The organism is Rhizobium sp. AN5 (genome assembly GCF_900215255.1).
GTDB classification, from domain to species: Bacteria; Pseudomonadota; Alphaproteobacteria; order Rhizobiales; family Rhizobiaceae; genus Agrobacterium; species Agrobacterium tumefaciens.
Genome location: NZ_OCMJ01000002.1, coordinates 144,130 through 164,854, shown reverse-complemented (window position 1 = coordinate 164,854; position 20,725 = coordinate 144,130). Strand labels below are relative to the sequence as shown.

Below are 20,725 nucleotides of genomic sequence, written 5' to 3'. Positions count from 1 at the left end.
CGGAGCCGGGTGCAGCGGTGGATTATGCCTGCGCCACGAACTCCTGGGCGGTGATGGCGTTGGCGTAGAAGGGTGCGATCTCCGCCACGAAGTCGTCCTGCTGCTTGCGGGTATAGCCGGCTGACGCGTCGTAGATGACGTTGGTGTGGTAGCCGAGGTCATGGGCATTGCGCATCGAAGACTCGACGCACTGGCGCAGCGAGAAGCCGGCGAGGTAGATATCGAAGATGCCATTGTTGCGCAGGTAGCCATCGAGCGTGGTTCCGACGAAGACGCTGCTGCCGCCAGCGCGCTCGCGAACGACATGCTCGCCTTCTGCCGGCTCGAAGCCGGGGAAGAAATCGGCCTGCTCGCCCAGGAACGCGCCATGGTCGCGCGTGATCTTGCGCAGGCCGTACTTGGCCTCGCCCAGCACCTTGAAGGTTGGCTCGAACTTCAGCGCTGCGTGGATCACGTGCATGCCGCAACGGCGGGCCTCTTCGAGGATGATCTTCGAATTGGCGATAGCGGTGTCGACCTGCTCCCGGTCCTGAAACACCGGATAAATGCCGCCGGTCGGGGAGAGCCAGTCGTTGACATATTCGATCAGGATCAGCGCGCTCTTGGATGCGTCGGTCATGATATCACTCCTTGGAATTCTGGTTGTTAAGCTGCGATCATCGCGCCTTGCTGGCGCAGGTGGTCGCGAAACAGGTCGGGATAGGTGTCGATCACGGCGTCCTTGACGCTGGATCGCTCGGCAAGTGCCGCGTGCCACGCCGTCACACGTGGCAGGCCAGCAAAGATCGGGTCCGCCACTTGCCGATCTATTATCCCGAAATAGCGGAACAGCGGTGCGTAGACCGCATCGACCAGACCAAAGTCCGCCCCGGCAAAATACGGTCCTTCGCCCAGTTCGGCCTCGATCTTGCTCAGCCGATCACGGAAGGCGGCCCGCCGGGCGTTGGCGGTCGCCGTGTCCTTGGCGTGAAGGAACTGCCAGCCCTCGGCAAAGGTCTGGGTGGCGAATTCGATCCAGGCGCGATGCCGCGCACGCAGCAATGCATCGTCGGGATACATCGCAGCGCCGCCTTGCGTCTCGTTCAGATATTCGCAGATCGCCACGCTTTCGAAGAGGATTGCCTGCTCACCGTTCGGCTGGCGTACCTTCAGCACCGGCACCTTGCCCGTCGGCGACAGGGCCAGAAACCAGTCGGGCTTTGCCGACAGGTCGACGTTGACCCGGTCGAACGCCACCCCCTTTTCGAGGAGGACTATAGCGGCGCGCTGGACGAATGGGCACAGTGGGTGGCTGATGAGAGTGAGGTTTTGCTCGGTCATGATGGTATCTCGATGTTCAGGAATGGAGATCAGAGCGACTGGCCGCCCGATACGTCGAACGTCGTGCCATTGGCCCAGCCGAAATCGTCGGACAGGATCGCTGCGACCGCGCCGCCGATGTCGTCGGGCTGACCGACGCGGCCGAGCGCGATCTTGCTCGCGACGAAGGCATGAGCCTGTTCGTTATCGCGAACCCTACCACCGCCGAAATCGGTGGCGATGGCACCGGGCGCGATGGCGTTGACGCGAATCTGCCGCGCGCCGAGTTCCAGCGCCATGAACCGGGTCAGCGTCTCGAGCCCCGCTTTGGCTGCCGCATAAAGGCCGAAGTTGGCCATCGACGTGCGCGTGAAGCCCGTAGAGACATTAAGGATGCGTCCGCCATCAGCGATGATCGGTAGCAATGCCTGCGTCAGGAACACCGGTCCGCGAAGGTGCATGTCGATCATCATATCGAACTGTTCCTCGCTTGCGTCAGCGACCTGCACGTGGACGACCGCACCGGCGTTGTTGACCAGATAGTTGAACCGGTCGCTGCCGAAGCGGCTCGCGAGCGTCTCGGAGAAGGATGCGACGAAGGCCGGGAAGCTTGCTACCTTCGTGACGTCGAGCTCGATCATCGCCGCCTTTCCGCCCATGGCTTCGATCTCTTCGACCAGCGTCTGGGCTTCCCCGGCGCCCTGGCGATAGGTGCCGACGATGCCGACGCCGCGACGGGCGAGGTGCAACGCCATGCTGCGACCGAGGCCGCGGCTGGCTCCGGTAATGAGTGCGATCTTCTGAGACATGGCTACATTCCTTGAGGTTTTGATTATCGGATGACACGCCGCTTGGGCGCCACATTCGCTGTCAGTCAAATAGGCGATTGCCACGCCCGACGCCCCGCCTAATGCTCTCAATTGCTTGCCTGATTGTCTCAAGGTCTATGCAGATGGGAGAAATGGTGTCATAGTCTTTGCCATGATCGACAACCTACATCCCCTTCGCGACATCGCGCTCCGCCACGGGCGGATCGGAATGACCCTCACGCCAATCCCGCGCCTGGAAATCGGCGTAGGACAAGCAACCTCAGGAACCTCGCCGTGTCTCTACCGTTCGATGATCTGCTTCATTCTGCAGGGGTCGAAAGAAGTGGCCATCCACGACGATCTGCTGGGCTACGACGCGTCTCAGTATCTGGTCAGTGCACTCGATCTACCCTTGAGTGGACAGATCCACGACGCGGACGACGGCAGTCCTTATGTGTCGATTTCGTTGGTCCTGGATGCGGCAATTCTCGCCGAGGTCGCATCGACGATGCCGGCGGTGCGCGATGCGGGCACGCCTGACAGCGGTCTCGCGATCAATCCGATGACGCCTCCGCTGCGCGACACGCTGCTGCGACTGCTGGCGTTGCTCGACACGCCGGCGGACATCCCGGGGCTCGCGCCGATGGCCGAACGCGAATTGCTCTATCGTCTCCTGCAGGGCCCGCAGGGGCGACTGTTGCGTCACATCGCCCGCCCGGAAGGCGCAATCGGCGGCATACGCCGCGCGGTCGAATGGATCCGCGACAATGGCAACAGGCGGCTGCGGATCGAGGCTTTGTGCGAAGCCGCTGGCATGAGCCGCGCAAGCCTGCATCGCCACTTCGTAGCACTGACCGGATTAAGCCCGATCCAGTATCAGAAGCAGCTACGCCTTCAGGAAGCGCGCCAGTTGCTCCTCGCCGGTGACCGGAGTGCCTCCGACGTCGCCTATGCGGTCGGCTATGAAAGCGCCTCGCAATTCAGCCGCGAATATCTGCGGCAGTTCGGGGCTCCGCCCGTCCGCGACGTTCGCAGACTCAGGCAATCAATCGACACTCCGAGGATTTAGAAGGCTGTCAATTCGATGCTGTTGGCTTCGGGCAAGGGGGGGCGCCTGCTGAACCCGTGCTTTCAGCGATAGCCCCTCGCCGTAGAATCGGGCGATCAGACGAGAGTCAGACTTGATTGCGCATAGCGCGCTCAAAACCAGTTTCTGGATCTTCTTGAAAAACCTAAGAAGCTGATACCAAATGAAAAAAGCAAGTCGCTTTGATAGTTCGGTTCCGCTCAATGCGCCCGTCGCAAACATAAAGTATCGTTACGTCTTCATTTATCTCATGCAATTGGGCATCCTTTGCGATTATCCAAAAAACTGCGCGGTATCGTGACAGAGTTCCGACTGAAATAATTTCTTGACCTTTGCCGAAGAAAGAAGCTCTAAGGCGATGGATATGGGGTGACGAATATTTGCACGTCGTTCATTGAAAGCAGTGGGCAACATAGACCGAAGCGATAAGCGAAACCGGGACCAGTAGACTAGAAGGCGGCCACAAAGATGCGTCGAACCCAGGCCGAGCGATCTGAGGAAACACGTAAAAAGCTCTGTCAAGCGGCGCTCGACGCGATGAATGAGGTGGGTTACGGACGGTTCTCGACTGAGGATGTTGCGCTGCGGGCGAATGTTTCTCGCGGAGCGCTTACCCACCAGTTTCCAAGCCGCAACGCACTGATTATCGCCGCGTTTGATTATCTCATCTTTTCCTGGGAAACCGACTGGCTGGATTTTATCGGAAAGAATGAGCGCCGCCTCTCTCCGGATGAAGTGACAGATTTTCTTTGGGATAGGTTGTTCCAGGCAGGAAACTACATTGCGTCGCTGGAAATAATGCTGGCTTCCCGCAATGATGACGAATTAGGCAATGGCATTCGTGAGATCATGGTCAAGTGGGCATCGAGCAGGGACAACGCTATCGCCACACTGCTTGGCGTCTCTCTCGATCGGCCGGAAACGGATGAGTTCATACAGCTCAGCCTGTGTGTTCTGCGTGGCATAGCCCTTCATAGCAGTTTCAGTTCCAATTCGACCAAAGAGCTTCAGAGAAGCTTGCTTGGAAAATGGAAGGAAATGCTGGTTGCTGTATATGGAAATGATTGGCAAATGCAGTAGTCTTATCTGGTCCGGTTGCGTGACGTTGCGAGCGTCCTGATTACAGTTGCTCTTGCTTCGATTGGGTTGAGCCGGCTCTACCATGTCTTCAACCCTCGCCATATCTGGGACATCGCGGGGGGTACCAGTTAAATCCCTCAAGTAACCGCGCATCCGAGGCTTTTCCCTTACATTTGATCCGAGTGTGGCTGCCGTCGCCTATTTGCCCCGGCTCTAAGCCGACTTCGCCGCGTCGCGCAATCGCTTCGGGGACGCTTGAAGTCATGCATTTTAATCAGCCAACGTATTTCTCATGTTGCGTGCAGTGCGCACGCTCATCGAAATTTGTCGATAGCAGTATTTATATTGAAATTGTAGAGTTATCAGAAAGATAACAACTTCATTGGGTTGTCGGCAATGGCGCGCAATTGTGCGGTGGCGTTTGTTTATGCCTTCATATTGTGCAGGTGCGAAAATTGCATTGTGCAGGGCACATTTTTGGATTTTTGCTATTTACAAACAGACATGACTGTTCGTAATGTTGAGAAAATACGAAATCGGGGTCCTCATGAACAGTTATATTTTCCACGGTGGCAAGGTACTCGACGTCGATAAGGGCGTGCTGGTCGAGGGTGTCGAAGTACAAGTCGAGGGGGAGCGAATTGTGCGTGTTTCCTCGGACGCAATAGTAGCAGCAGGGGTTACGCGCATTGATCTTGAAGGCCGCACTCTGATGCCTGGCCTTGTCGATGCCCACGTTCACGTCATCGCGACACTTGTTGATCTGGCCAAGAACGCAGAACTGCCCTCGTCTTTGATTGCCTTGCGCTCGCGCAAAATCATGCATGACATGCTGATGCGCGGTTTCACGACAGTTCGAGATCTCGCGGGAGCGGACCTCGGGATGAAAATGGCTGTTGAAGAAGGCATGATCGACGGGCCACGGCTGGTGATCTGCGGCAAGGCTCTCAGCCAGACGGTAGGTCATTGCGATTACCGAAGCCGCCACGACAAACGTGAATTGCACGCAGGCTCTCTCGGTGCATTGGGCCGAATTGCAGATGGCGTCGATCAAGTGCGACGTGCCACGCGTGAAGAAATCAAAGGCGGAGCAGACTTCATCAAGATTATGGCCAATGGCGGCGTTTCCTCACCAAATGACCCGATCCACGTTCTTCAGTATTCCCGTGAGGAAATAGTCGCGATTGTGGAAGAAGCGGAAAACTACGGTATGTATGTGGCCGCTCACACCTACTCGGATGCTTCGATCCGTCGAGCAGTGGAATGTGGTGTCAAATCGCTCGAGCACTGCAATCTGATCACGTCCGACACGGCGAAACTGGCCGCTGAAGCCGGTGCCATCGCTTGCCCGACACTTGTCGCCTATGAAGGGCTCGCTCTGGAAGGTGCGGCGTTTGGCTTGAGCCCAGATTCTCAGGCGAAAATCGATACCGTACGTGTCGCAGGTCTGGAATCCTTACGGATCATGCGCGATGCCGGACTCGAAATGGCCTTCGGATCTGACCTTCTCGGTCAGCTTCATAAGTATCAGTCGATGGAATTCTCGATCCGAGGAAAAGTCTTGTCGGCGCATGAGATCATCCGTTCTGCAAGCCGCGTTGCTGCGAAACTTTGCATGATGGAAAATCAGATTGGTGTCATTGCAGAAGGTGCTTATGCCGATTTCATCGTTGTCGATGGCGATCCGCTTGAGGATATCGACCTGCTGTCGCGGCCCGATGAGAGCTTCGCCATGATTATTCGCGGTGGCCAGTTCTACAAAAACACTGTCGGAAACTGATGCTCATGATCAAAGGAAGCACTCTTCCTGAAAAAACAGGGCGCTGGTTCGTCAGCAGCGTCAATCTCGTGGCGTTGGGATTGATGCTGTTACCCCTGATCCTGGTGTGCTGGCTGTCCGTAATTTCAAACGAAATCCTTTCGCTTCCGGTGGAGGGTTATTCGCTTCACTGGTATCAGGAGGCGTTCCGCCAACCGCAGTTTCTCGACGGATTCATTCTCAGTTTGATGGTTGCTGCATTCGCAGCCGCAGTCGGGCTTGCCGTTTCCATCCCCGCCGCGATCATCATCGTCCGGCGGGCGTTTCGCGGCCGCTCAGCGATCCTTCAATTGCTGATGTCACCGTTGACTGTTCCGGCCATTGTGATCGGAGCATCGCTCTACATCACAGTCGTCGAGATCGAAATCGCAACCGGACTACCGCTGTCGGGCTCGGTCGGCGTGTTCGTGATGGGGCATGTACTTCTGACAATACCCTGGTGCATTCGCCTTCTGGTCGCGTCATTGGAAGGCGCCAATCTTTCTGTCGAGGAAGCGGCTGCAAGCCTTGGTGATACCCCGGCCGGGATTATTTGGCGGATCACGCTCCCTCTTATCCGCCCAGGCATTTTTGCAGCGGCTGTGTTCTCTTTGGTCGTCAGCTTCGGAAACCTCGAGGTTTCGATCTTCCTGGCAAGTCCAGGTCAGGTCACGCTTCCTGTGGCGATGATGCAGTACCTCGAGTGGAAAATCGATCCTACGATCGCCTCCGTCTCCGTGCTTCAGGTCGCTTTCGTGGCAACCGCTCTGATTGTTTCCAACCGTTTCGTCAATATTTCCAGGATTGTGTGATGGCTAACGTCGAGATTACCGGCCTGAGGAAACAATATGGCACGTTCCGCGCCGTGTCGGATATTTCCCTTAAGATAGAACAAGGCGAGTTCCTGATTTTCCTTGGTCCTTCCGGCTGCGGGAAGACCACGACGCTGCGCATGATGGCGGGCTTTATCGAGCCAGACGCAGGGAGGATTGCGATCGGGGCTCGAGACGTGACCCACGAGCCACCGCATCGGCGCAATATCGGTCTGGTGTTCCAAAATTATGCACTTTTCCCCCATCTCTCGATCTTCGAAAACGTTGCCTTCGGTTTGCGGCGTCGAAAGGTGGCTGAAGAGGAAATTCGCAAAAGAGTGGGTGACGCACTCGACCTTGTGAAGCTGTCCCATCTGACTGGACGCTTTCCAAGGCAACTTTCCGGTGGTCAGCAGCAACGCGTGGCCATCGCAAGGGCGCTTGCGATCCGCCCTGATATTCTTCTTCTCGATGAACCATTGTCCAATCTTGACGCCAAGCTACGCCTTCAGGTTCGCGACGAACTGCGAAACCTCCAGAAATCTCTCGGCATCACCACGATTATGGTCACACATGATCAGGAAGAGGCGATGTCGGTCGGCGACCGCCTCGTCCTCATGCAGGCTGGAGTGATCGAGCAGGTGGGCTCTGCCGGCGACCTTTACAACGCACCCGCCAACCGTTTCGTCGCCGACTTCATCGGGCGCACCAATTTTCTCAAAGGGGCCGCCATGGAAGCCGGTGCTTTCAGGACCGAGAATGGTCTGCTTATGCAGGCCGCTGTCTATCGGGCCGGGTCTGAGGAAATCCTCATAAGACCTGAAGCCATTCGCTTGACGCGAGAAGCGACGACACAGGAGCCCAATTGCTTCCGCGGCCGCCTTGAGCGCTGCGTCTTCCTGGGCGGCATGGTCGAAGCCGATATCGAACTTGAAAGCGGAACTCGACTGAAGGCAGTAACGTCGCCGCGGGAACTGGACTTTGAAGGCCTCTCGACTGCGGTCAACAGTCCGCTTTTCGTCAGCATCGCAAAGAAAGACATCATTCCGCTTTGACCAGGAACCGGCGTGTCGTCGGTCATATCGAGCAGCGGATTTCAATTAAAAAAAGGGGAACTCAAAAATGCCGAACATCACTCGCCGCGCCTTTGGAGCACTTTCCGCAAGCGCCCTCCTATCGTCAGCGCTACCTGGCCTGGCGCAGACTCGCGGCCGCGTCATCGTAGGAACGTGGGGAGGCGACTACCAGAGTTTGCAGCAGGCAAACATCGTCGATACCGTTTTGAAGGATAGTGGCCTGCAGGTCGTATTTGATCCGGCGGCAGAAACCGTTCGAAAATCCAAGATACTGGCCGAGCGCCGTCTGCCACGTGGTACCATGGACGTTGCCTGCCTGACGCGTCAGGGCACTTACGAGATGTACGCCAACGGTGCTCTCGAGGAGCTCGACGAGACAAAAATTCCCAATCTTGCAAAGGTTCATCCCTTCCTTCGGACCAAGTATTCCGTGCCTCACATGTATACTGGGCGCGTCATTCTTTACAATCCGAAGGAGGTTCATCCTGCACCAAGTTCTTACGCCGATCTCTGGGATCCGAAGTATGCCGGCCGCGTCGGTGTCATCGATATTCAGTATCAAAACACCATTGAATCAGCTGCAATGATTGCGGGTGGTGGACCTTCGAATGTCGAACCAGGCAAGGAAAAGCTGCTCGAGCTAAAGAAGCAGGGTGTTAAAATATACCCCACCAATGAAGCCATGGCGCAGGCCTTGAAGTCCGGCGAAGTTGTCATGTGCATCATGTGGAATGCGCGCGGCTTTATGTGGAAGAATGCTGGTATCGATGTCGATGTCGCTATTCCGAAGGAAGGGTTGGCACTTTACATTTCCGATGTCGGTGTCCCAAAGAACGCCCCGAACAAGGAAGCAGCTTTTGCCTACCTCAACGCAATGCTCGACGAGCGTCCGCAGGCCGCATTCGCTGAAAAAATGGGATATGCGCCGCCAAACTCGACGGTAACGCTGGACCCCGCTCTGGCAGCAGTCATCGACTACAAGCCTGATCAGCAGTTCGTACAGCCTGACCTCGAATACATGGCTAAAGTCGATGCAAGTCTGCAAAGCTGGTGGGAAAAGGACTTCAAGTCCTGATGACTACAAACTGATTTGCGCTACTCGCGCTTAAGAACGCGAGTAGCTGTCGCCAGTAACACTGATCCGGATGCCGGGTAATGCAGAAAAACAATCTTTCCGCAGCGGGAATGCTTATGCCCGCGACAACTATCGTTCTGGTCTTCATGGCACTGCCATTGTTGTACCTCTTGCGTTACAGCATGAACAGCTATGTGCCGGGTCAGTTCATGGTGAGCGATTTCACGCTTGCCAACTTTTCGGCCTTCTTCTCGGATAGTTATTATCTAAAGGGAATGCGGACAACGATCCTCATGTCGTTTGGTGTGACGGTCGTATGCCTGATCGTGGGCCTGCCGTTGGCGAACTGGATATCGCGCAAACACGGAAGCATGAAAACCTTCCTGCTTATGCTGATTATCCTGCCGCTGTTCATTTCGAACGCTGTCAGAGCAGCAGGCTGGATGGTTGCTTTCGGCAAGAGCGGTGTGTTGAACTACGGGCTGCTTTCGCTTGGGCTGATCTCAACGCCGCTTGAAATAATGTATACGCCCCTAGCGGTCTTTGTGGGTATCGTCGCGGTCAATCTTCCCTACGTGGTCTTGACGCTCCAGAGTGTGCTCGAGGGGTTGGACGAGAATGTGGAGTTTGCCGCTGCAAGCCTGGGTGCGACGCCACTGCAAAACTTCCTGCTCGTAAAGCTGCCCCAGATCATACCAGGTCTTCTGGCTGCATTCGTTCTGTCGTTCATTTTGACAATGAATGCCTATGCGACCCCGGTCCTGCTCGGAGGTCCGTCATTTCGCATGATGTCACCAATGATCGTCGGCGAAATTCTCAACAAGGCGAACTGGCCATTCGGCGCTGCCCTGTCCTTTATCCTCCTCTCCGTCACGATCTCGATTACCGTCGTGGCCGGATATTACGTCAAACGGAAATACTGACCTGCCTTTCGCTCGCGGTCGTTTTCATAGAGGTTGGTATGCTCGAAATTAGCGGAGTTAAACGACATTTTGGTGGGGTTCACGCCCTTTCAGGAGTCGATCTGAAAATTGCCGAAGGCGGCATTATCGGGATGATCGGCCCCAACGGCGCCGGCAAGACAACACTGTTCAACTGCATTTCGGGTGTTCTGCCGGTATCCAGTGGAGAAATCCGATTTAAGGGCGAGCGTATCGAGAGGATGCGTCCCGACCAGATTTCAAGCCGCGGGCTCGTGCGTACGTTTCAGATTGCACGCGGGTTTCCGCGTCTGACCGTGCTCGAAAGCTTGCTGCTTTACGGGACCAACCAGCCGGGCGAGAGCCTCTTGCAGGCGTTGACGCGCAGCAAGGCCAGCATTCGCCGCGAAGAGGAATTGCTCGGCAAGGCATTGGAAATTGCTGAGCGATTGAAGCTGTCGCATGTTCTTGACAACAAGGCTTCTGACCTCTCCGGCGGCCAGAAAAAGCTGCTCGAAATTGGCCGCGCCATGATGCGAAATCCTGGCATGCTTCTGCTTGATGAACCGATGGCCGGGGTCAATCCATCGCTTGTCAGGGAGATCGGCGAACGCCTCCTGGCCATCTCCAGAGAAGGTGTAACCATCGTGCTCATCGAACATCAGATGGACCTGATTTCCAGGCTTTGCGACCACGTGATCGTCATGGCTGACGGCAGGAAGATGATTGAGGGGACATTCGAGTTCGTGGCGGCCAACAAGGACGTCCAGAGCGCCTATATGGGAAGCCGCCGATGAGTGATTTGACAGTCGAAAATGTAATCGCTGGCTACTCCGCAGGGGATCAGATCCTCAAGGGCGTGAATTTTCATGTATCGCCAAGAGAGATCGTATGCATCGTCGGCCCCAACGGCGCAGGTAAGTCCACTCTTCTGAAAACGATCGCAGGCCTGCTTCGTCCCTCGCAGGGGCGCATCGTCTACGGCGATACACCCATCAGCGGTTTAAAACCCCACGACGTATCCCGCCAGGGCATCGCCTTCGTACCCCAGGAGCATAATGTTTTCGGCAACATGACCGTTTACGAGAACCTGGAAATGGGCGGCTACATCGCCGCGAAACATTTTCGAGCCCGTGCTGACGATGTCATGAGCCACTTTCCAATTCTTGCGAAAAAGAAAGGCCAACTGGCACGCACGCTTTCCGGCGGCCAGCGGCAACTGCTCGCGGTGGGGATGGCGTTGATGGTGGATCCGGGTCTCATCCTGCTTGACGAGCCCACTGCCGGCCTGTCTCCGGCGGCAGCCGACGAACTCTTCCGCGAAATTCGCAAACTGAGGGATTCCGGCAAGGCCATTGCTTTGGTGGAGCAAAATGCGCGTGAGGCCATGGAGATTTCCGACCGCACCTACATCCTTGTCGATGGAAGGAACAGCATCGAGGGGCCATCGGCAGACCTGCTTGCGAACGAGGACATCAACAGGATGTTCCTCGGGGGTTGATAGACACTACTGCCATTCAAACAAAAAGGGGAATGCCATGAACAGAAGAGAATTCCTTTCCGCATCCGCCATCGTTGCCGGCAGCCTATTTGCACCGGCAATCCTGCGAGCTGAAACCTCCATAAAACTTGGCGTGCTGACGCCGCTTACCGGTGCCGGCGCCCAGGATGGCCCCCGTATGCTGAAGGCGATGCAGGCGGTTGTCGACGAGGTCAACGGAGCCGGTGGTGTCCTGAACCGAACCATCGAACTGATCGTTGAAGATGATCAGACCAATCCCGAGGCCGCTGTCCGCGCGGCTCAAAAACTCGTCGGCGTGGATCGCGTTCCCGTTGTCATGGGAACCTGGGCATCTGCCGTGACCTCAGCCGTCGCACCGGTTTGCTGGGAGAGCAAGACGTGCCTGATGACCGTTTCAGGGGCCGATTCCATCACGCAGCTGCCGCATCAGGGCTACATTTTCCGAACGCAACCAAATACGGCGCTTCAGGCGACCAAGCACGCCGAATATCTTGTGTCCACGGGTGCGAAGAAAGTGTTCTACGTGGCGGTACAAACGCCTTTCGCCGCGACAATGAAAAACCAGATTGCCTCCGTTCTCGCATCAAACGGCGCCGAGCTTGTCGGCGGGCTGATTTACGAACCATCGAAGTCGAGCTATCGCTCGGAAATCGATAGCGCTATCGCCACCAAACCCGATTTCATCTATCTCAACAGTTACGGACCAGACCTGACCGTCCTCCTGAAAGACCTCTATCGTGCCGGCTATGAAGGGGGACGCATTACCCAGTCATATGCCTACACCACCAAGGTGGCCGAGGGTATTCCATCGGACGTAACCGACGGTCTCGTAACGGCTCAGCCCTCGAGCGACGTCGACAGCGAAGCTTACGCGCTCGCACAGAAACGCCTGAACAACCAATCCGCGGATTCGTATGAAGCGCAGGCGACCGACTGGATCTCGCTTGCCCTTCTCGCGATCCAAAAGGTCGGGAAAGCTGAAGGCACGGGCATTCGGGACGCCGTCCGGCTTATCTCTCAGGGCAACGGCGCGAAAACATACTCGGCAGTCGAGGGTCTGAAGCTTCTCCGGGACGGAAAGGACGTCAATTACGACGGTGCGAGTGGTGCGTGTGACTTCAACGACAAAGGCGACATCGTCGATTGCCGGTTCCGCTATAGCGAAGCCAAAAACGGCAAGATCCAACTGATCAAAATCGTCTGATCGAGGACCAGGAATGAACGTTCTCCAGTTGATCGCAAACGGAATCATGGCGGGAAGTGTTCTCGCCATACCGGCCATCGGATTGACGGCCATGTATTCCGTACTCCGGTTTCCCAACTTTGCAATTGCGTCCCACGCAACAGTGGGCGCTTTTGCCGGCTGGGTCGCGAATGTTGAATTCGGCCTGTCAGTGGTGCCTGCACTGGTTGTCGCTTTACTCGTCAGCGGGCTTGTTGGCCTGTTCACGGATGAATATATCCTGAAGCCGTTTCGCGCTGCCGGTGTGATCACCACGGCCATTGGCTCTCTCGCCTTGACAATCGGGCTGGAGAATGTCGTCCGCCTCTTTTATGGCAGCGATCTTCGCGGATACGATCTTCCCCTAGCCCGCGACATCACCGTTCTCGGCATCCATCTGGGGCCGCAACAGCTCAAGAACCTGATGGTGTCCCTGGTCGCAATGGCAATTGTCTTTGGTTTCCTGTCCTTTACCCGCATGGGGAAGGCGATGAGGGCCGTTGCCGACAATCCCAGGCTTGCCGACATCAAGGGGATCGATTCACGCGTGGTGGCGCGCACTGCTTCATTCATGGGAATGGGGCTTGCAGGCCTGGGTGGTATGCTTCTTGGCCTCGATGCTTCCATCGATCCGATGACGGGCTCCCGTGCTATGCTGCCGATTTTTGCGGCGGCCGTCGTCGGAGGGCTGGGAAGCATTCCAGGGGCTGTGGCGGGTGCCTTGTTCGTAGGCATCGCAGAGGAACTCTCATTGCTGGTTCTGCCGGCCAGCTACAAGTCGGCAATCGCCTTCGTCGCGATTATCCTGATCCTGACGCTACGCCCGCAAGGGCTTCTCGGTCGCGAGGCTCGCTAGTCATGGAAGTTTACATTATCAGCATTTCGGTCGTGGCGGGCATCTATGCCGTTATGGCCCTCGGCCTCAACGTGATGTGGGGCATGGCGGGCCTCGTCAATCTTGGCCTTGTCGGTTCAGCCGCGGTTGGCGCCTATACCAGCGCCATCCTGACCAAGACGCTTGGCCTGCCGATTTGGGGAGGTATGATATTCGCCACAATCGCTGCGGCAATAGTCGGCGCAGGGCTCGCCATGCTAACCCGACGCCTGAAGGATCACTATCTTGCCATCGTGACTCTCGGTTTCGCGGAAACGATCCGCATCGTCGCGTCCAACGAAATATGGTTGACCAACGGCACAGATGGGATTTCGGGCATTCCTGGTCCTTTTCGGGCGGATCTCAGCCTGCTGCAATTCAATCTGGTCTATCTTGGCATAGTGGTCCTGATTTTGGCGGTGCTTTATTTCTGCTGCCAGCGGATTCTCTATTCGCCGTTCGGGCGGGTGCTTCGTGCTGTGCGTGACGATGATGTCGTCGTCAGCGTGGCCGGCAAAAATATGCAGGTCTTCAAGGTGCAGGCATTTGCACTGGGCAGCGGTATCATCGGTCTCGCGGGGGGACTTTATGCTCACTACACATCTTTCATCTCGCCCGATCTGTTTGTTCCACTGCTCACGCTGTACATCAAACTTTCCCTTCTTGTCGGCGGTGTCGGCAACAATCGGGGTGCGGTGCTGGGAGCTGCCATCATCATTGTCATCCTTGAAGGCTCGCGCTTCTTGATCCCCTTCATTCCCTATATCACGCCGCCCCAGGGCGCCGCGATGCGGGAACTCTTTCTCAGCGCGACACTTCTGATTGTCCTCCGGTTCAGGGTAGCCGGCCTCATTCCAGAAGCGCGAGATCATCCAGTCGTATCGCGTCTCCGTGCCAAGCTGCCCAACCTTGCGAAACCTACACCCTGAAAGGAATAGATCGTCATGAAAACCAAGACCCCAGTCCTGGACGATGTTTCACGCCTGGTCGCGGCGACCACAGCCCGGAACGATATCATCGAAAGCGCAGAGGTTCTCGATGACATTATCCAGGACCGTTTTGGCCACAAACTTTTCACCGTTCTGAGGATCGTCGAGGGCGGAGACGCCGTGGAGCGCCTCTATTCCAGTGACAGCGTTACCTATCCCCCGGGAGGACGGAAAGAGAGGGAAGATACCGTCTGGGGTCGTGTCGTGTACGGTGAAGGTCGCGTACTGATTTCGAAGAATGCGGATGATATTCGGGCAAATTTCCCGGACCATCAGATTATTTTCGGACTGGGCATCGGTAGCATGATCAACATCCCTGTCGTTTGGCAGGGAAAGGTAATCGGATCGGCCAATCTCTCGCATCGGGAGGAGGGGTACTACGACGAGCAAGACGGAGATTATCTGAAGACGCTGGTTGGAATTTTGGCTCCTGCCGTTGCCGAGACTTACGTCTGACGGCGCTCCTCGCCTTAGAATATTACCGGTCCAAGCTCTCCCGCAGTGCATGCCAACTGGTACCTGGAACTGGTGACTTTCCTATCAACTATCTTCTTAGACAGCCGTTCGAGGGCGTAAGCCCCCCAACGCCATTCCTTTATATGCCTCCGGAGAGACTAGACCGAAATGGCCACACTATTCAAAAACGCTCGCATATTTGATGGTTTCCAAAGAACTTTGATCGATGGCCTCTCCGTTCTGGAGGTAGATGGGACTATTCGCGAAGTCTCTTCGTCGCCAAGCCTGCCGGAGGGAACGATAACCGTTGATTGTCAGGGAAAGACACTCACGCCCGGTCTCATCGACGCTCACGTTCATGTCATTGCCAACAGCGTTGATCTAAGCGCTGCCAAGTTCTTCCCATAGTTCGTCTTCACTCAGGCGCGCTACATCATGGAAGGAATGCTGCAACGCGGTTTCACGACGGTCCGAGATGGTGGTGGTGCTGACGCTGGTCTCGTACAGGCTGTCGAACAGGAACTGATCGCCGGTCCGAGGCTGGTCATTTCAGGTTTGGCACTCAGCCAGACTGGTGGTCACGGCGATATGCGATCTGTCTTGCTCGCTCCGGGCGAAACGACCGCAAACAAGGTCGGCAGTTCGATCGCTCGCATTGCCGACGGCATATCGCAAGTGCGCGAAGCGGCTCGCGATGAGCTTAGAAAAGGAGCGCATTTCATCAAAATAATGGCTTCAGGTGGCGCAGCCTCAGTCACCGACCCCATCGAAAACCTGCAATACTCCGGCGAGGAACTTGAGGCAATCGTAGAGGAAGCGCGCGCCTGGAATACATATGTGATGGCGCATGCCTACACGCCTCGGGCTATTGCTGCTGTCGTCAAGGCTGGTGGTCGAACAATCGAGCATGGCAACCTGATTGATGAGCTGACAGCCAATCTGATGCGAGAGGCGGGTGCTTACCTGGTTCCGACGCTCGTCGCATCCGATATTCTGACCCAGTTTGCCGACAAATACGGATTTTCGAGCAACAGCATGCGAAAAATCGCTCAGGTGAGAGATAAGGGGCTCAAGGGCCTCTCAATCGCCCGCAAATCTGGCGTGAAAATCGGCTTCGGCACAGATCTTCTTGGGATCGAACTGCACGACTATCAAGGGGAGGAATTCGCTCTCCGCGCAAAGGTCGAGGACCCAGTCGACACTTTGATATCGGCAACCAGCGTTAATGCCGAGATGATGATGATGGAGGGCCGGATCGGCGTGATCAGAAAGAATGCTGTCGCTGATATTCTTGTCGTGGAAGGCGATCCAAACGTGGATGCTACGGTTTTTACTCATCGAGGCGAAAACATCGACCTGATCATGAAAGGGGGCAAGATCTTAAAGAACAGGCTGTGACCGTGCGCAGTTCGATATCCGGGCTTGTCACCACGGCAGCATCAAGGGTGTTGTCACGTTAACCAGCTTGCGTTGCCTACCTTTTGGGTTGGGCGTAAATTTCGGCGAGGCAGACACCGTTTATCAGTTTCAAGCGTTACCGTTTTGCGCCGCAGATCGTTTGTCACGCGGTCTGGCTTTGCCTGCGGTTCAACCTGAGCCTTCGTAAAGTTGAGGAAATGCTGATCGAGCGTGGGATAGATATTTCATATGAGACGATCCGCCGTTCGATGCACGGAGGATTGCTGCCTGCATCGCTTGAAAAATTTCGAGCCGCTTGCCTTTCTCGGCTTGGGCAACTTAACGTGACAACATCATGTAATTCTTTGGCGATGAAGATGTCTGTACCGGCGGAGCGGAGTGCACAGCCGGGCAATGTCCACTTTTAGGCTGTATGTTTAAAACAGCGGTGGTCGCACCCCACATTTAATGGGCAGCCGAAAGAAAGCAATTGCTGCTGATAAACTGGTCAGCCGTCTCTCAATCCCGAAGAGAACGCATGTCGCGAAGGTTATTCTAAGTTGGCCGATCAATATGCTACCTTCGCTCTTTTGGTAGCACGTCCTTCTTGCACCACCAGGATCAGTCAGAAGCCTGTGGAGCTAGACCAAACGAGACCATCGCCGCTTCACACGCACGCGTAAACCGCATCGACGGACCTTCTTTGCCGGCGGCAAGTTTGCTGACGCGTGCTCCCTCCAAAAGCATGGATAGCGTATCAGCCAAAAGTTCAGGATCGCTTACACCTGTCGAACGACAAAGATCGGCAAGCCGGGAATGCTGTTCCATCTTCAACGTTTCTATTATCGCATGTGCAGGGTGCCCTTGCTCTTTCAACTCTACCGCAGCATTGGCCAAATCGCATCCATAGGGCTCGCTGGAAAGACATTGTGCGCGCGCTTTAACCCATGCCGTGAGCTGAGCCCTCGGGTCGCCCGGGTTTTCTTTTTCGAGATCTTCCCAGGCTTTATCGAGCGTTCGAGAACTGTGCTTGAGCGCTTCACACACAAGATCGTCCTTGGAACCAAAATGTCGGTATAACGTCATCTTGTTGGTTGAGGCGGCTTCGGCAATGGCATCAACACCGATGCCACGTATCCCGTGTTCACGAAACAGTTGGCAGGCCGTTGACACAATCCGGTCACGAGGTGCGATTTTCTGCTCAGAAGCACGATCAGATGTCTCGGATTTCATGAGTTTAATTTTTACCCTCAAGCGGTGTTGACATGCGTGTTACCGATCGGTAACTATCAAAAAAGTTACTTACCGGTAACACCTTGGCGCGAGCCCGTCAAGCAATCGCCCGCTTTCACAGCGGATGAATTATCGAAAGGAGACTGAGATGAGACAGACGATAGACGAGATGACGCTCGCCGAGATTTTCGCAGATCCGCTGATCCGTTCAGTCATGCGCGCCGACGACGTTGGTCTGGACGATTTCAAAGAGTTGATGCATTCGGCGGCGACGTCCTTGACGACACGCGATGGCGCAGCATTTGCTGGACAGTTTGAAACGAGCGGGCCTGCAGCTTCATCGAAGCGTACACTCGTAACCGCCGTACAGCCCTTGTTCGCAGGTTTCTTTAAGCCTTGCGCTGCCAATATGTGAATGTGGCCTGCATCACCATCCCGCAAGTCGGGCTTATCCGTGGTGGGATGGCTAATCGCACGCTGATCTTTCAGATATTGGTATCTCCCTGCGCCCGTTTGGGCATGAAGAAATTGTAAAGTATTTAACTATAACTATTCGCAAGAAAACTAATGAAGCACGGCTTTGGAACAATCGGTTCTCTTGCGTGTTTTTTTCGAAATGCGGCCCGGCGTTTCCGCCTGTTGGCGGGGCTGTCGTGCCGCCCGCGGAATGGTGACCTGTCCGTACTTGAAGGGGCAGGCCGTCGTTCTTCGGCGCATGCATGATGCAGTTGCGGTCAGAGCCGATGATACGGCTACCGAAGCCTTGATGATCGAGGTACGCGACGTGCAATGTCAGTCTTGCCGAACACCTCCGGCACGGGGAAGGAGCGGTATTCATGCCTTGAGGTTTCCCCGTGTCCTTTCTTCAAAATGCCAGTATCCGCACCAAGATCCTGTCGCTCATTCTCCCGCTCTGCATTGTCGGCCTTGGTGCTACTGCCTTCATGGGCAGCCGCTACAAGGAAGCGGACAACGCCTATTCAGATTTCATCGCCACTGACAACGCCGCACTGGTGGAGCTTGCACGCGCCAATCGTAACCTTCAGGCTATGGCTTATGGTGCCTATCAAGTGATGGCTTATGACGCCAGTACTGCGGGCTTCAAGACCTTCAAGCAGGAATATGAAACGGACAAGGCCGCATTGATCTCGCGCCTGAACCAGGTAAAGGCTATTTTCCCCGAGGAAACGGTGGCCTTGGATGGGCTTTTGAAACAGGCTCAAGGTATTGTCGCGATCACCGACAAGGCTGTTGAACTCGGCACTGCCACTCGCAATGAGGAGTCTTTTGCCGAGCTTCTAAAGGCTGACGCCGTGATCCGCTCCACCGGAAATGAAATGGCCCTCCTCCTCGACAAGCTCTCGAAAGGCGTAGTCAAGGGAAGCGACGATCTGACGGATCAGACCAATTCGACCATCCTGACGTCGTTGATGGTTGTTGGTATTGTTTTCGCGATGGGCATCATCGTTGCGATTTTCGTTGCATCGCGAGGCATCACCACACCGATCGCCCGTCTGCGCGAGCGGATGGCATCGCTTGCGGGCGGTGAGACCACGGCAGAAATCGACGGCACTGGCCGCAAGGACGAGGTTGGCCAGATGGCGGCGGCCGTTCAGGTGTTCCGTGAAAATGCGATCGAGCGCATTCGTCTCGAGCAGGAAACCGAAGCCAATCGCAGCCTTTCGGAAAAGGAACGCATCGAGCGCGAGCAGCAGAAGGCCAAGGAAGCTGCCGACGTCAAATTTGCCGTCGACAATCTTGCGACCGGTCTTTCGAAGCTTTCGGATGGCGATGTGTCCTACCGCATCGGCCAGCCGTTCACGGCGACACTCGACGGCGTTCGCAACGACTTCAACATGTCCGCCGAAAAGCTGCAATCGGCATTGACCCGGGTTGCGCAGAATGCCGGTGGCATCGGCGCGGGCGCAAACGAGATCAAATCGGCCGCCGACGATCTGGCCAAGCGTACCGAACAGCAGGCCGCAGCCGTGGAAGAAACCGCTGCCGCTCTGGAAGAGATCACCACGACAGTGAAGGATTCCACCAAGCGAGCGCAGGAAGCCGGCCTGATCGTCAGCCGTGCCAAGGCGGGTGCCGAACAATCCGGCGAGGTGGTACGCCGCGCCGTGGTCGCCATGGAGCAGATCTCCAAATCCGCCAACGAGATCAGCAACATCATCGGCGTGATCGACGAAATCGCCTTCCAGACCAACCTTCTTGCGCTCAATGCCGGCGTGGAAGCCGCGCGTGCGGGTGAGGCGGGCAAGGGCTTTGCCGTCGTCGCACAGGAGGTGCGCGAGCTTGCGCAACGCTCCGCCAATGCGGCCAAGGAAATCAAGGCGCTGATCACCACCTCGAACGATCAGGTGCAGCAGGGCGTTCAGCTGGTGGGCGACACCGGCAAGGCGCTGGCGACGATCGTATCGGAAGTGCAGGAAATCAACCGGCACGTCGTCTCCATCGTGGAATCCGCGCAGGAGCAATCCTCCGGCCTCCAGCAGATCAATACCGCGGTCAACCAGATGGACCAGGACACGCAGAAAAATGCTGCCATGGTGGAAGAGACCAACGCCGCCAGCCACAATCTGGCCAAGGAGGTAGCTTCGCTCAACCAGCTTCTCGCGCAGTTCAAGCTCGCCGATACCGCCTATCAGCAGAAGAGCCAGCCCGCTCCGGTTCGCAATGCCGGCGGCAACGACAGATACGTGGCATCCCCCGTACGCGCGCTTGGCCGCAAGATTGCATCCGCATTCTCTGGCAACGCTGCTGTCGATACGTCAAAGGACGACTGGCAGGAGTTTTGATCGGCGATCGGTCAACGACATGAGCTTCGGCGGGAGATATCCCCGCCGCCAATCAAGGACTATGCCACGCAATCGGAAATCGTTTGCGTGGCATAGTTTATGCCAGAGGGGGTGACGAACATGTCTGGCTATCTTCGCAATACATTGTCCTTCACGCAGCGCGTCGCGACTATGGCTGTGGGGATCTTTTTGGGCACTGGCTCATGCTCGACGATGTTTGGAATTCAATTGGTGTGATTTCCGAAGTGGAATCAGCGCCATGCGAGCCCAG

General features: G+C 56.1%; 20 protein-coding genes and 1 pseudogene. 17 read left to right on the top strand and 4 right to left on the bottom strand.

Annotated features, from left to right (window positions below):
* Nucleotides 1–22: 22 nt before the first annotated feature.
* From CRP02_RS01665 to CRP02_RS01655, 3 genes are read right to left on the bottom strand one after another with little or no spacing between them, the layout of a single operon-like run.
* Nucleotides 23–619, bottom strand: coding sequence for an isochorismatase family cysteine hydrolase (locus CRP02_RS01665; RefSeq protein ID WP_097170004.1), 597 nt, complete (start codon nt 617–619; stop codon nt 23–25).
* Nucleotides 620–645: 26 nt separating this feature from the next.
* Nucleotides 646–1,320, bottom strand: coding sequence for a glutathione S-transferase family protein (locus CRP02_RS01660; protein WP_097170003.1), 675 nt, complete (start codon nt 1,318–1,320; stop codon nt 646–648).
* 29 nt (nt 1,321–1,349) lie between these two features.
* Nucleotides 1,350–2,108, bottom strand: coding sequence for an SDR family NAD(P)-dependent oxidoreductase (locus CRP02_RS01655; protein ID WP_097170002.1), 759 nt, complete (start codon nt 2,106–2,108; stop codon nt 1,350–1,352).
* Between the two features lie 172 nt (nt 2,109–2,280).
* Here CRP02_RS01655 and CRP02_RS01650 point away from each other — a divergent pair, with 172 nt between their 5' ends.
* The 15 genes and pseudogenes from CRP02_RS01650 to CRP02_RS01580 form a co-directional block, all read left to right on the top strand.
* On the top strand, nt 2,281–3,177 hold the full coding sequence (locus CRP02_RS01650; RefSeq protein ID WP_097170001.1) for an AraC family transcriptional regulator: 897 nt from the start codon (nt 2,281–2,283) through the stop codon (nt 3,175–3,177).
* A 486-nt stretch (nt 3,178–3,663) separates the two neighbouring features.
* Nucleotides 3,664–4,275, top strand: a complete 612-nt coding sequence (locus tag CRP02_RS01645; RefSeq protein ID WP_097170000.1) for a TetR/AcrR family transcriptional regulator — start codon at nt 3,664–3,666, stop codon at nt 4,273–4,275.
* 547 nt (nt 4,276–4,822) lie between these two features.
* Complete coding sequence (locus CRP02_RS01640) at nt 4,823–6,055, top strand: metal-dependent hydrolase family protein (RefSeq protein WP_097169999.1); 1,233 nt, start codon at nt 4,823–4,825, stop codon at nt 6,053–6,055.
* Between the two features lie 5 nt (nt 6,056–6,060).
* The gene (locus CRP02_RS01635; protein ID WP_210200291.1) at nt 6,061–6,885 is read left to right on the top strand and encodes an ABC transporter permease; all 825 of its coding nucleotides are present in this window, start codon (nt 6,061–6,063) and stop codon (nt 6,883–6,885) included.
* Nucleotides 6,885–7,940: an ABC transporter ATP-binding protein gene (locus CRP02_RS01630; protein ID WP_097098939.1), complete on the top strand. Its 1,056-nt coding sequence runs from the start codon at nt 6,885–6,887 to the stop codon at nt 7,938–7,940. Before CRP02_RS01635 ends, CRP02_RS01630 begins: the two co-directional genes overlap by 1 nt.
* Before the next feature lie 67 nt (nt 7,941–8,007).
* Nucleotides 8,008–9,036, top strand: coding sequence for an ABC transporter substrate-binding protein (locus CRP02_RS01625; RefSeq protein ID WP_097169998.1), 1,029 nt, complete (start codon nt 8,008–8,010; stop codon nt 9,034–9,036).
* 116 nt (nt 9,037–9,152) lie between these two features.
* Nucleotides 9,153–9,959: an ABC transporter permease gene (locus tag CRP02_RS01620; RefSeq protein ID WP_097099267.1), complete on the top strand. Its 807-nt coding sequence runs from the start codon at nt 9,153–9,155 to the stop codon at nt 9,957–9,959.
* 38 nt (nt 9,960–9,997) lie between these two features.
* Nucleotides 9,998–10,753, top strand: coding sequence for an ABC transporter ATP-binding protein (locus CRP02_RS01615; RefSeq protein ID WP_097169997.1), 756 nt, complete (start codon nt 9,998–10,000; stop codon nt 10,751–10,753).
* Nucleotides 10,750–11,457 carry an ABC transporter ATP-binding protein gene (locus CRP02_RS01610; RefSeq protein WP_097098936.1) on the top strand — a complete coding sequence of 236 codons (708 nt, stop codon included), beginning with the start codon at nt 10,750–10,752 and terminating at the stop codon, nt 11,455–11,457. The genes CRP02_RS01615 and CRP02_RS01610 overlap by 4 nt, the downstream gene beginning before the upstream one ends.
* Nucleotides 11,458–11,494: 37 nt before the next feature.
* Nucleotides 11,495–12,682: an ABC transporter substrate-binding protein gene (locus CRP02_RS01605; RefSeq protein WP_097169996.1), complete on the top strand. Its 1,188-nt coding sequence runs from the start codon at nt 11,495–11,497 to the stop codon at nt 12,680–12,682.
* Nucleotides 12,683–12,695: 13 nt separating this feature from the next.
* Nucleotides 12,696–13,556, top strand: coding sequence for a branched-chain amino acid ABC transporter permease (locus CRP02_RS01600; RefSeq protein WP_097169995.1), 861 nt, complete (start codon nt 12,696–12,698; stop codon nt 13,554–13,556).
* A 2-nt stretch (nt 13,557–13,558) separates the two neighbouring features.
* Nucleotides 13,559–14,503 (top strand): branched-chain amino acid ABC transporter permease, encoded by a 945-nt coding sequence (locus CRP02_RS01595; RefSeq protein WP_038496661.1) that lies wholly within the window; start codon nt 13,559–13,561, stop codon nt 14,501–14,503.
* Between the two features lie 15 nt (nt 14,504–14,518).
* Nucleotides 14,519–15,019, top strand: coding sequence for a GAF domain-containing protein (locus CRP02_RS01590; RefSeq protein WP_051489749.1), 501 nt, complete (start codon nt 14,519–14,521; stop codon nt 15,017–15,019).
* A 435-nt stretch (nt 15,020–15,454) separates the two neighbouring features.
* A complete protein-coding gene (locus tag CRP02_RS01585; RefSeq protein ID WP_323455299.1) occupies nt 15,455–16,417 on the top strand; it encodes an amidohydrolase family protein in 963 nt (320 codons plus the stop codon).
* A 122-nt stretch (nt 16,418–16,539) separates the two neighbouring features.
* Nucleotides 16,540–16,683: pseudogene (locus tag CRP02_RS01580) on the top strand (IS6 family transposase); the annotation flags it as partial.
* 355 nt (nt 16,684–17,038) lie between these two features.
* Here CRP02_RS01580 and CRP02_RS01575 read toward each other — a convergent pair.
* A complete protein-coding gene (locus CRP02_RS01575; protein WP_038496667.1) occupies nt 17,039–17,650 on the bottom strand; it encodes a TetR/AcrR family transcriptional regulator in 612 nt (203 codons plus the stop codon).
* A 148-nt stretch (nt 17,651–17,798) separates the two neighbouring features.
* Here CRP02_RS01575 and CRP02_RS01570 point away from each other — a divergent pair, with 148 nt between their 5' ends.
* Together CRP02_RS01570 and CRP02_RS01560 are read left to right on the top strand one after the other, a co-directional pair.
* Nucleotides 17,799–18,065: a hypothetical protein gene (locus CRP02_RS01570; RefSeq protein WP_038496670.1), complete on the top strand. Its 267-nt coding sequence runs from the start codon at nt 17,799–17,801 to the stop codon at nt 18,063–18,065.
* A 439-nt stretch (nt 18,066–18,504) separates the two neighbouring features.
* Nucleotides 18,505–20,454: a methyl-accepting chemotaxis protein gene (locus tag CRP02_RS01560; protein WP_097169994.1), complete on the top strand. Its 1,950-nt coding sequence runs from the start codon at nt 18,505–18,507 to the stop codon at nt 20,452–20,454.
* Nucleotides 20,455–20,725 lie beyond the last annotated feature (271 nt).

Excerpts from the sequence above, each read along its gene's own strand:
- CRP02_RS01665 (WP_097170004.1), bottom strand. The coding sequence starts at position 619 with ATGACCGACGCATCCAAGAGCGCGCTGATCCTGATCGAATATGTCAAC.
- CRP02_RS01660 (WP_097170003.1), bottom strand. The coding sequence starts at position 1,320 with ATGACCGAGCAAAACCTCACTCTCATCAGCCACCCACTGTGCCCATTC.
- CRP02_RS01655 (WP_097170002.1), bottom strand. The coding sequence starts at position 2,108 with ATGTCTCAGAAGATCGCACTCATTACCGGAGCCAGCCGCGGCCTCGGT.
- CRP02_RS01650 (WP_097170001.1), top strand. The coding sequence starts at position 2,281 with ATGATCGACAACCTACATCCCCTTCGCGACATCGCGCTCCGCCACGGG.
- CRP02_RS01645 (WP_097170000.1), top strand. The coding sequence starts at position 3,664 with ATGCGTCGAACCCAGGCCGAGCGATCTGAGGAAACACGTAAAAAGCTC.
- CRP02_RS01640 (WP_097169999.1), top strand. The coding sequence starts at position 4,823 with ATGAACAGTTATATTTTCCACGGTGGCAAGGTACTCGACGTCGATAAG.
- CRP02_RS01635 (WP_210200291.1), top strand. The coding sequence starts at position 6,061 with ATGATCAAAGGAAGCACTCTTCCTGAAAAAACAGGGCGCTGGTTCGTC.
- CRP02_RS01630 (WP_097098939.1), top strand. The coding sequence starts at position 6,885 with ATGGCTAACGTCGAGATTACCGGCCTGAGGAAACAATATGGCACGTTC.
- CRP02_RS01625 (WP_097169998.1), top strand. The coding sequence starts at position 8,008 with ATGCCGAACATCACTCGCCGCGCCTTTGGAGCACTTTCCGCAAGCGCC.
- CRP02_RS01620 (WP_097099267.1), top strand. The coding sequence starts at position 9,153 with ATGCCCGCGACAACTATCGTTCTGGTCTTCATGGCACTGCCATTGTTG.
- CRP02_RS01615 (WP_097169997.1), top strand. The coding sequence starts at position 9,998 with ATGCTCGAAATTAGCGGAGTTAAACGACATTTTGGTGGGGTTCACGCC.
- CRP02_RS01610 (WP_097098936.1), top strand. The coding sequence starts at position 10,750 with ATGAGTGATTTGACAGTCGAAAATGTAATCGCTGGCTACTCCGCAGGG.
- CRP02_RS01605 (WP_097169996.1), top strand. The coding sequence starts at position 11,495 with ATGAACAGAAGAGAATTCCTTTCCGCATCCGCCATCGTTGCCGGCAGC.
- CRP02_RS01600 (WP_097169995.1), top strand. The coding sequence starts at position 12,696 with ATGAACGTTCTCCAGTTGATCGCAAACGGAATCATGGCGGGAAGTGTT.
- CRP02_RS01595 (WP_038496661.1), top strand. The coding sequence starts at position 13,559 with ATGGAAGTTTACATTATCAGCATTTCGGTCGTGGCGGGCATCTATGCC.
- CRP02_RS01590 (WP_051489749.1), top strand. The coding sequence starts at position 14,519 with ATGAAAACCAAGACCCCAGTCCTGGACGATGTTTCACGCCTGGTCGCG.
- CRP02_RS01585 (WP_323455299.1), top strand. The coding sequence starts at position 15,455 with ATGGAAGGAATGCTGCAACGCGGTTTCACGACGGTCCGAGATGGTGGT.
- CRP02_RS01575 (WP_038496667.1), bottom strand. The coding sequence starts at position 17,650 with ATGAAATCCGAGACATCTGATCGTGCTTCTGAGCAGAAAATCGCACCT.
- CRP02_RS01570 (WP_038496670.1), top strand. The coding sequence starts at position 17,799 with ATGAGACAGACGATAGACGAGATGACGCTCGCCGAGATTTTCGCAGAT.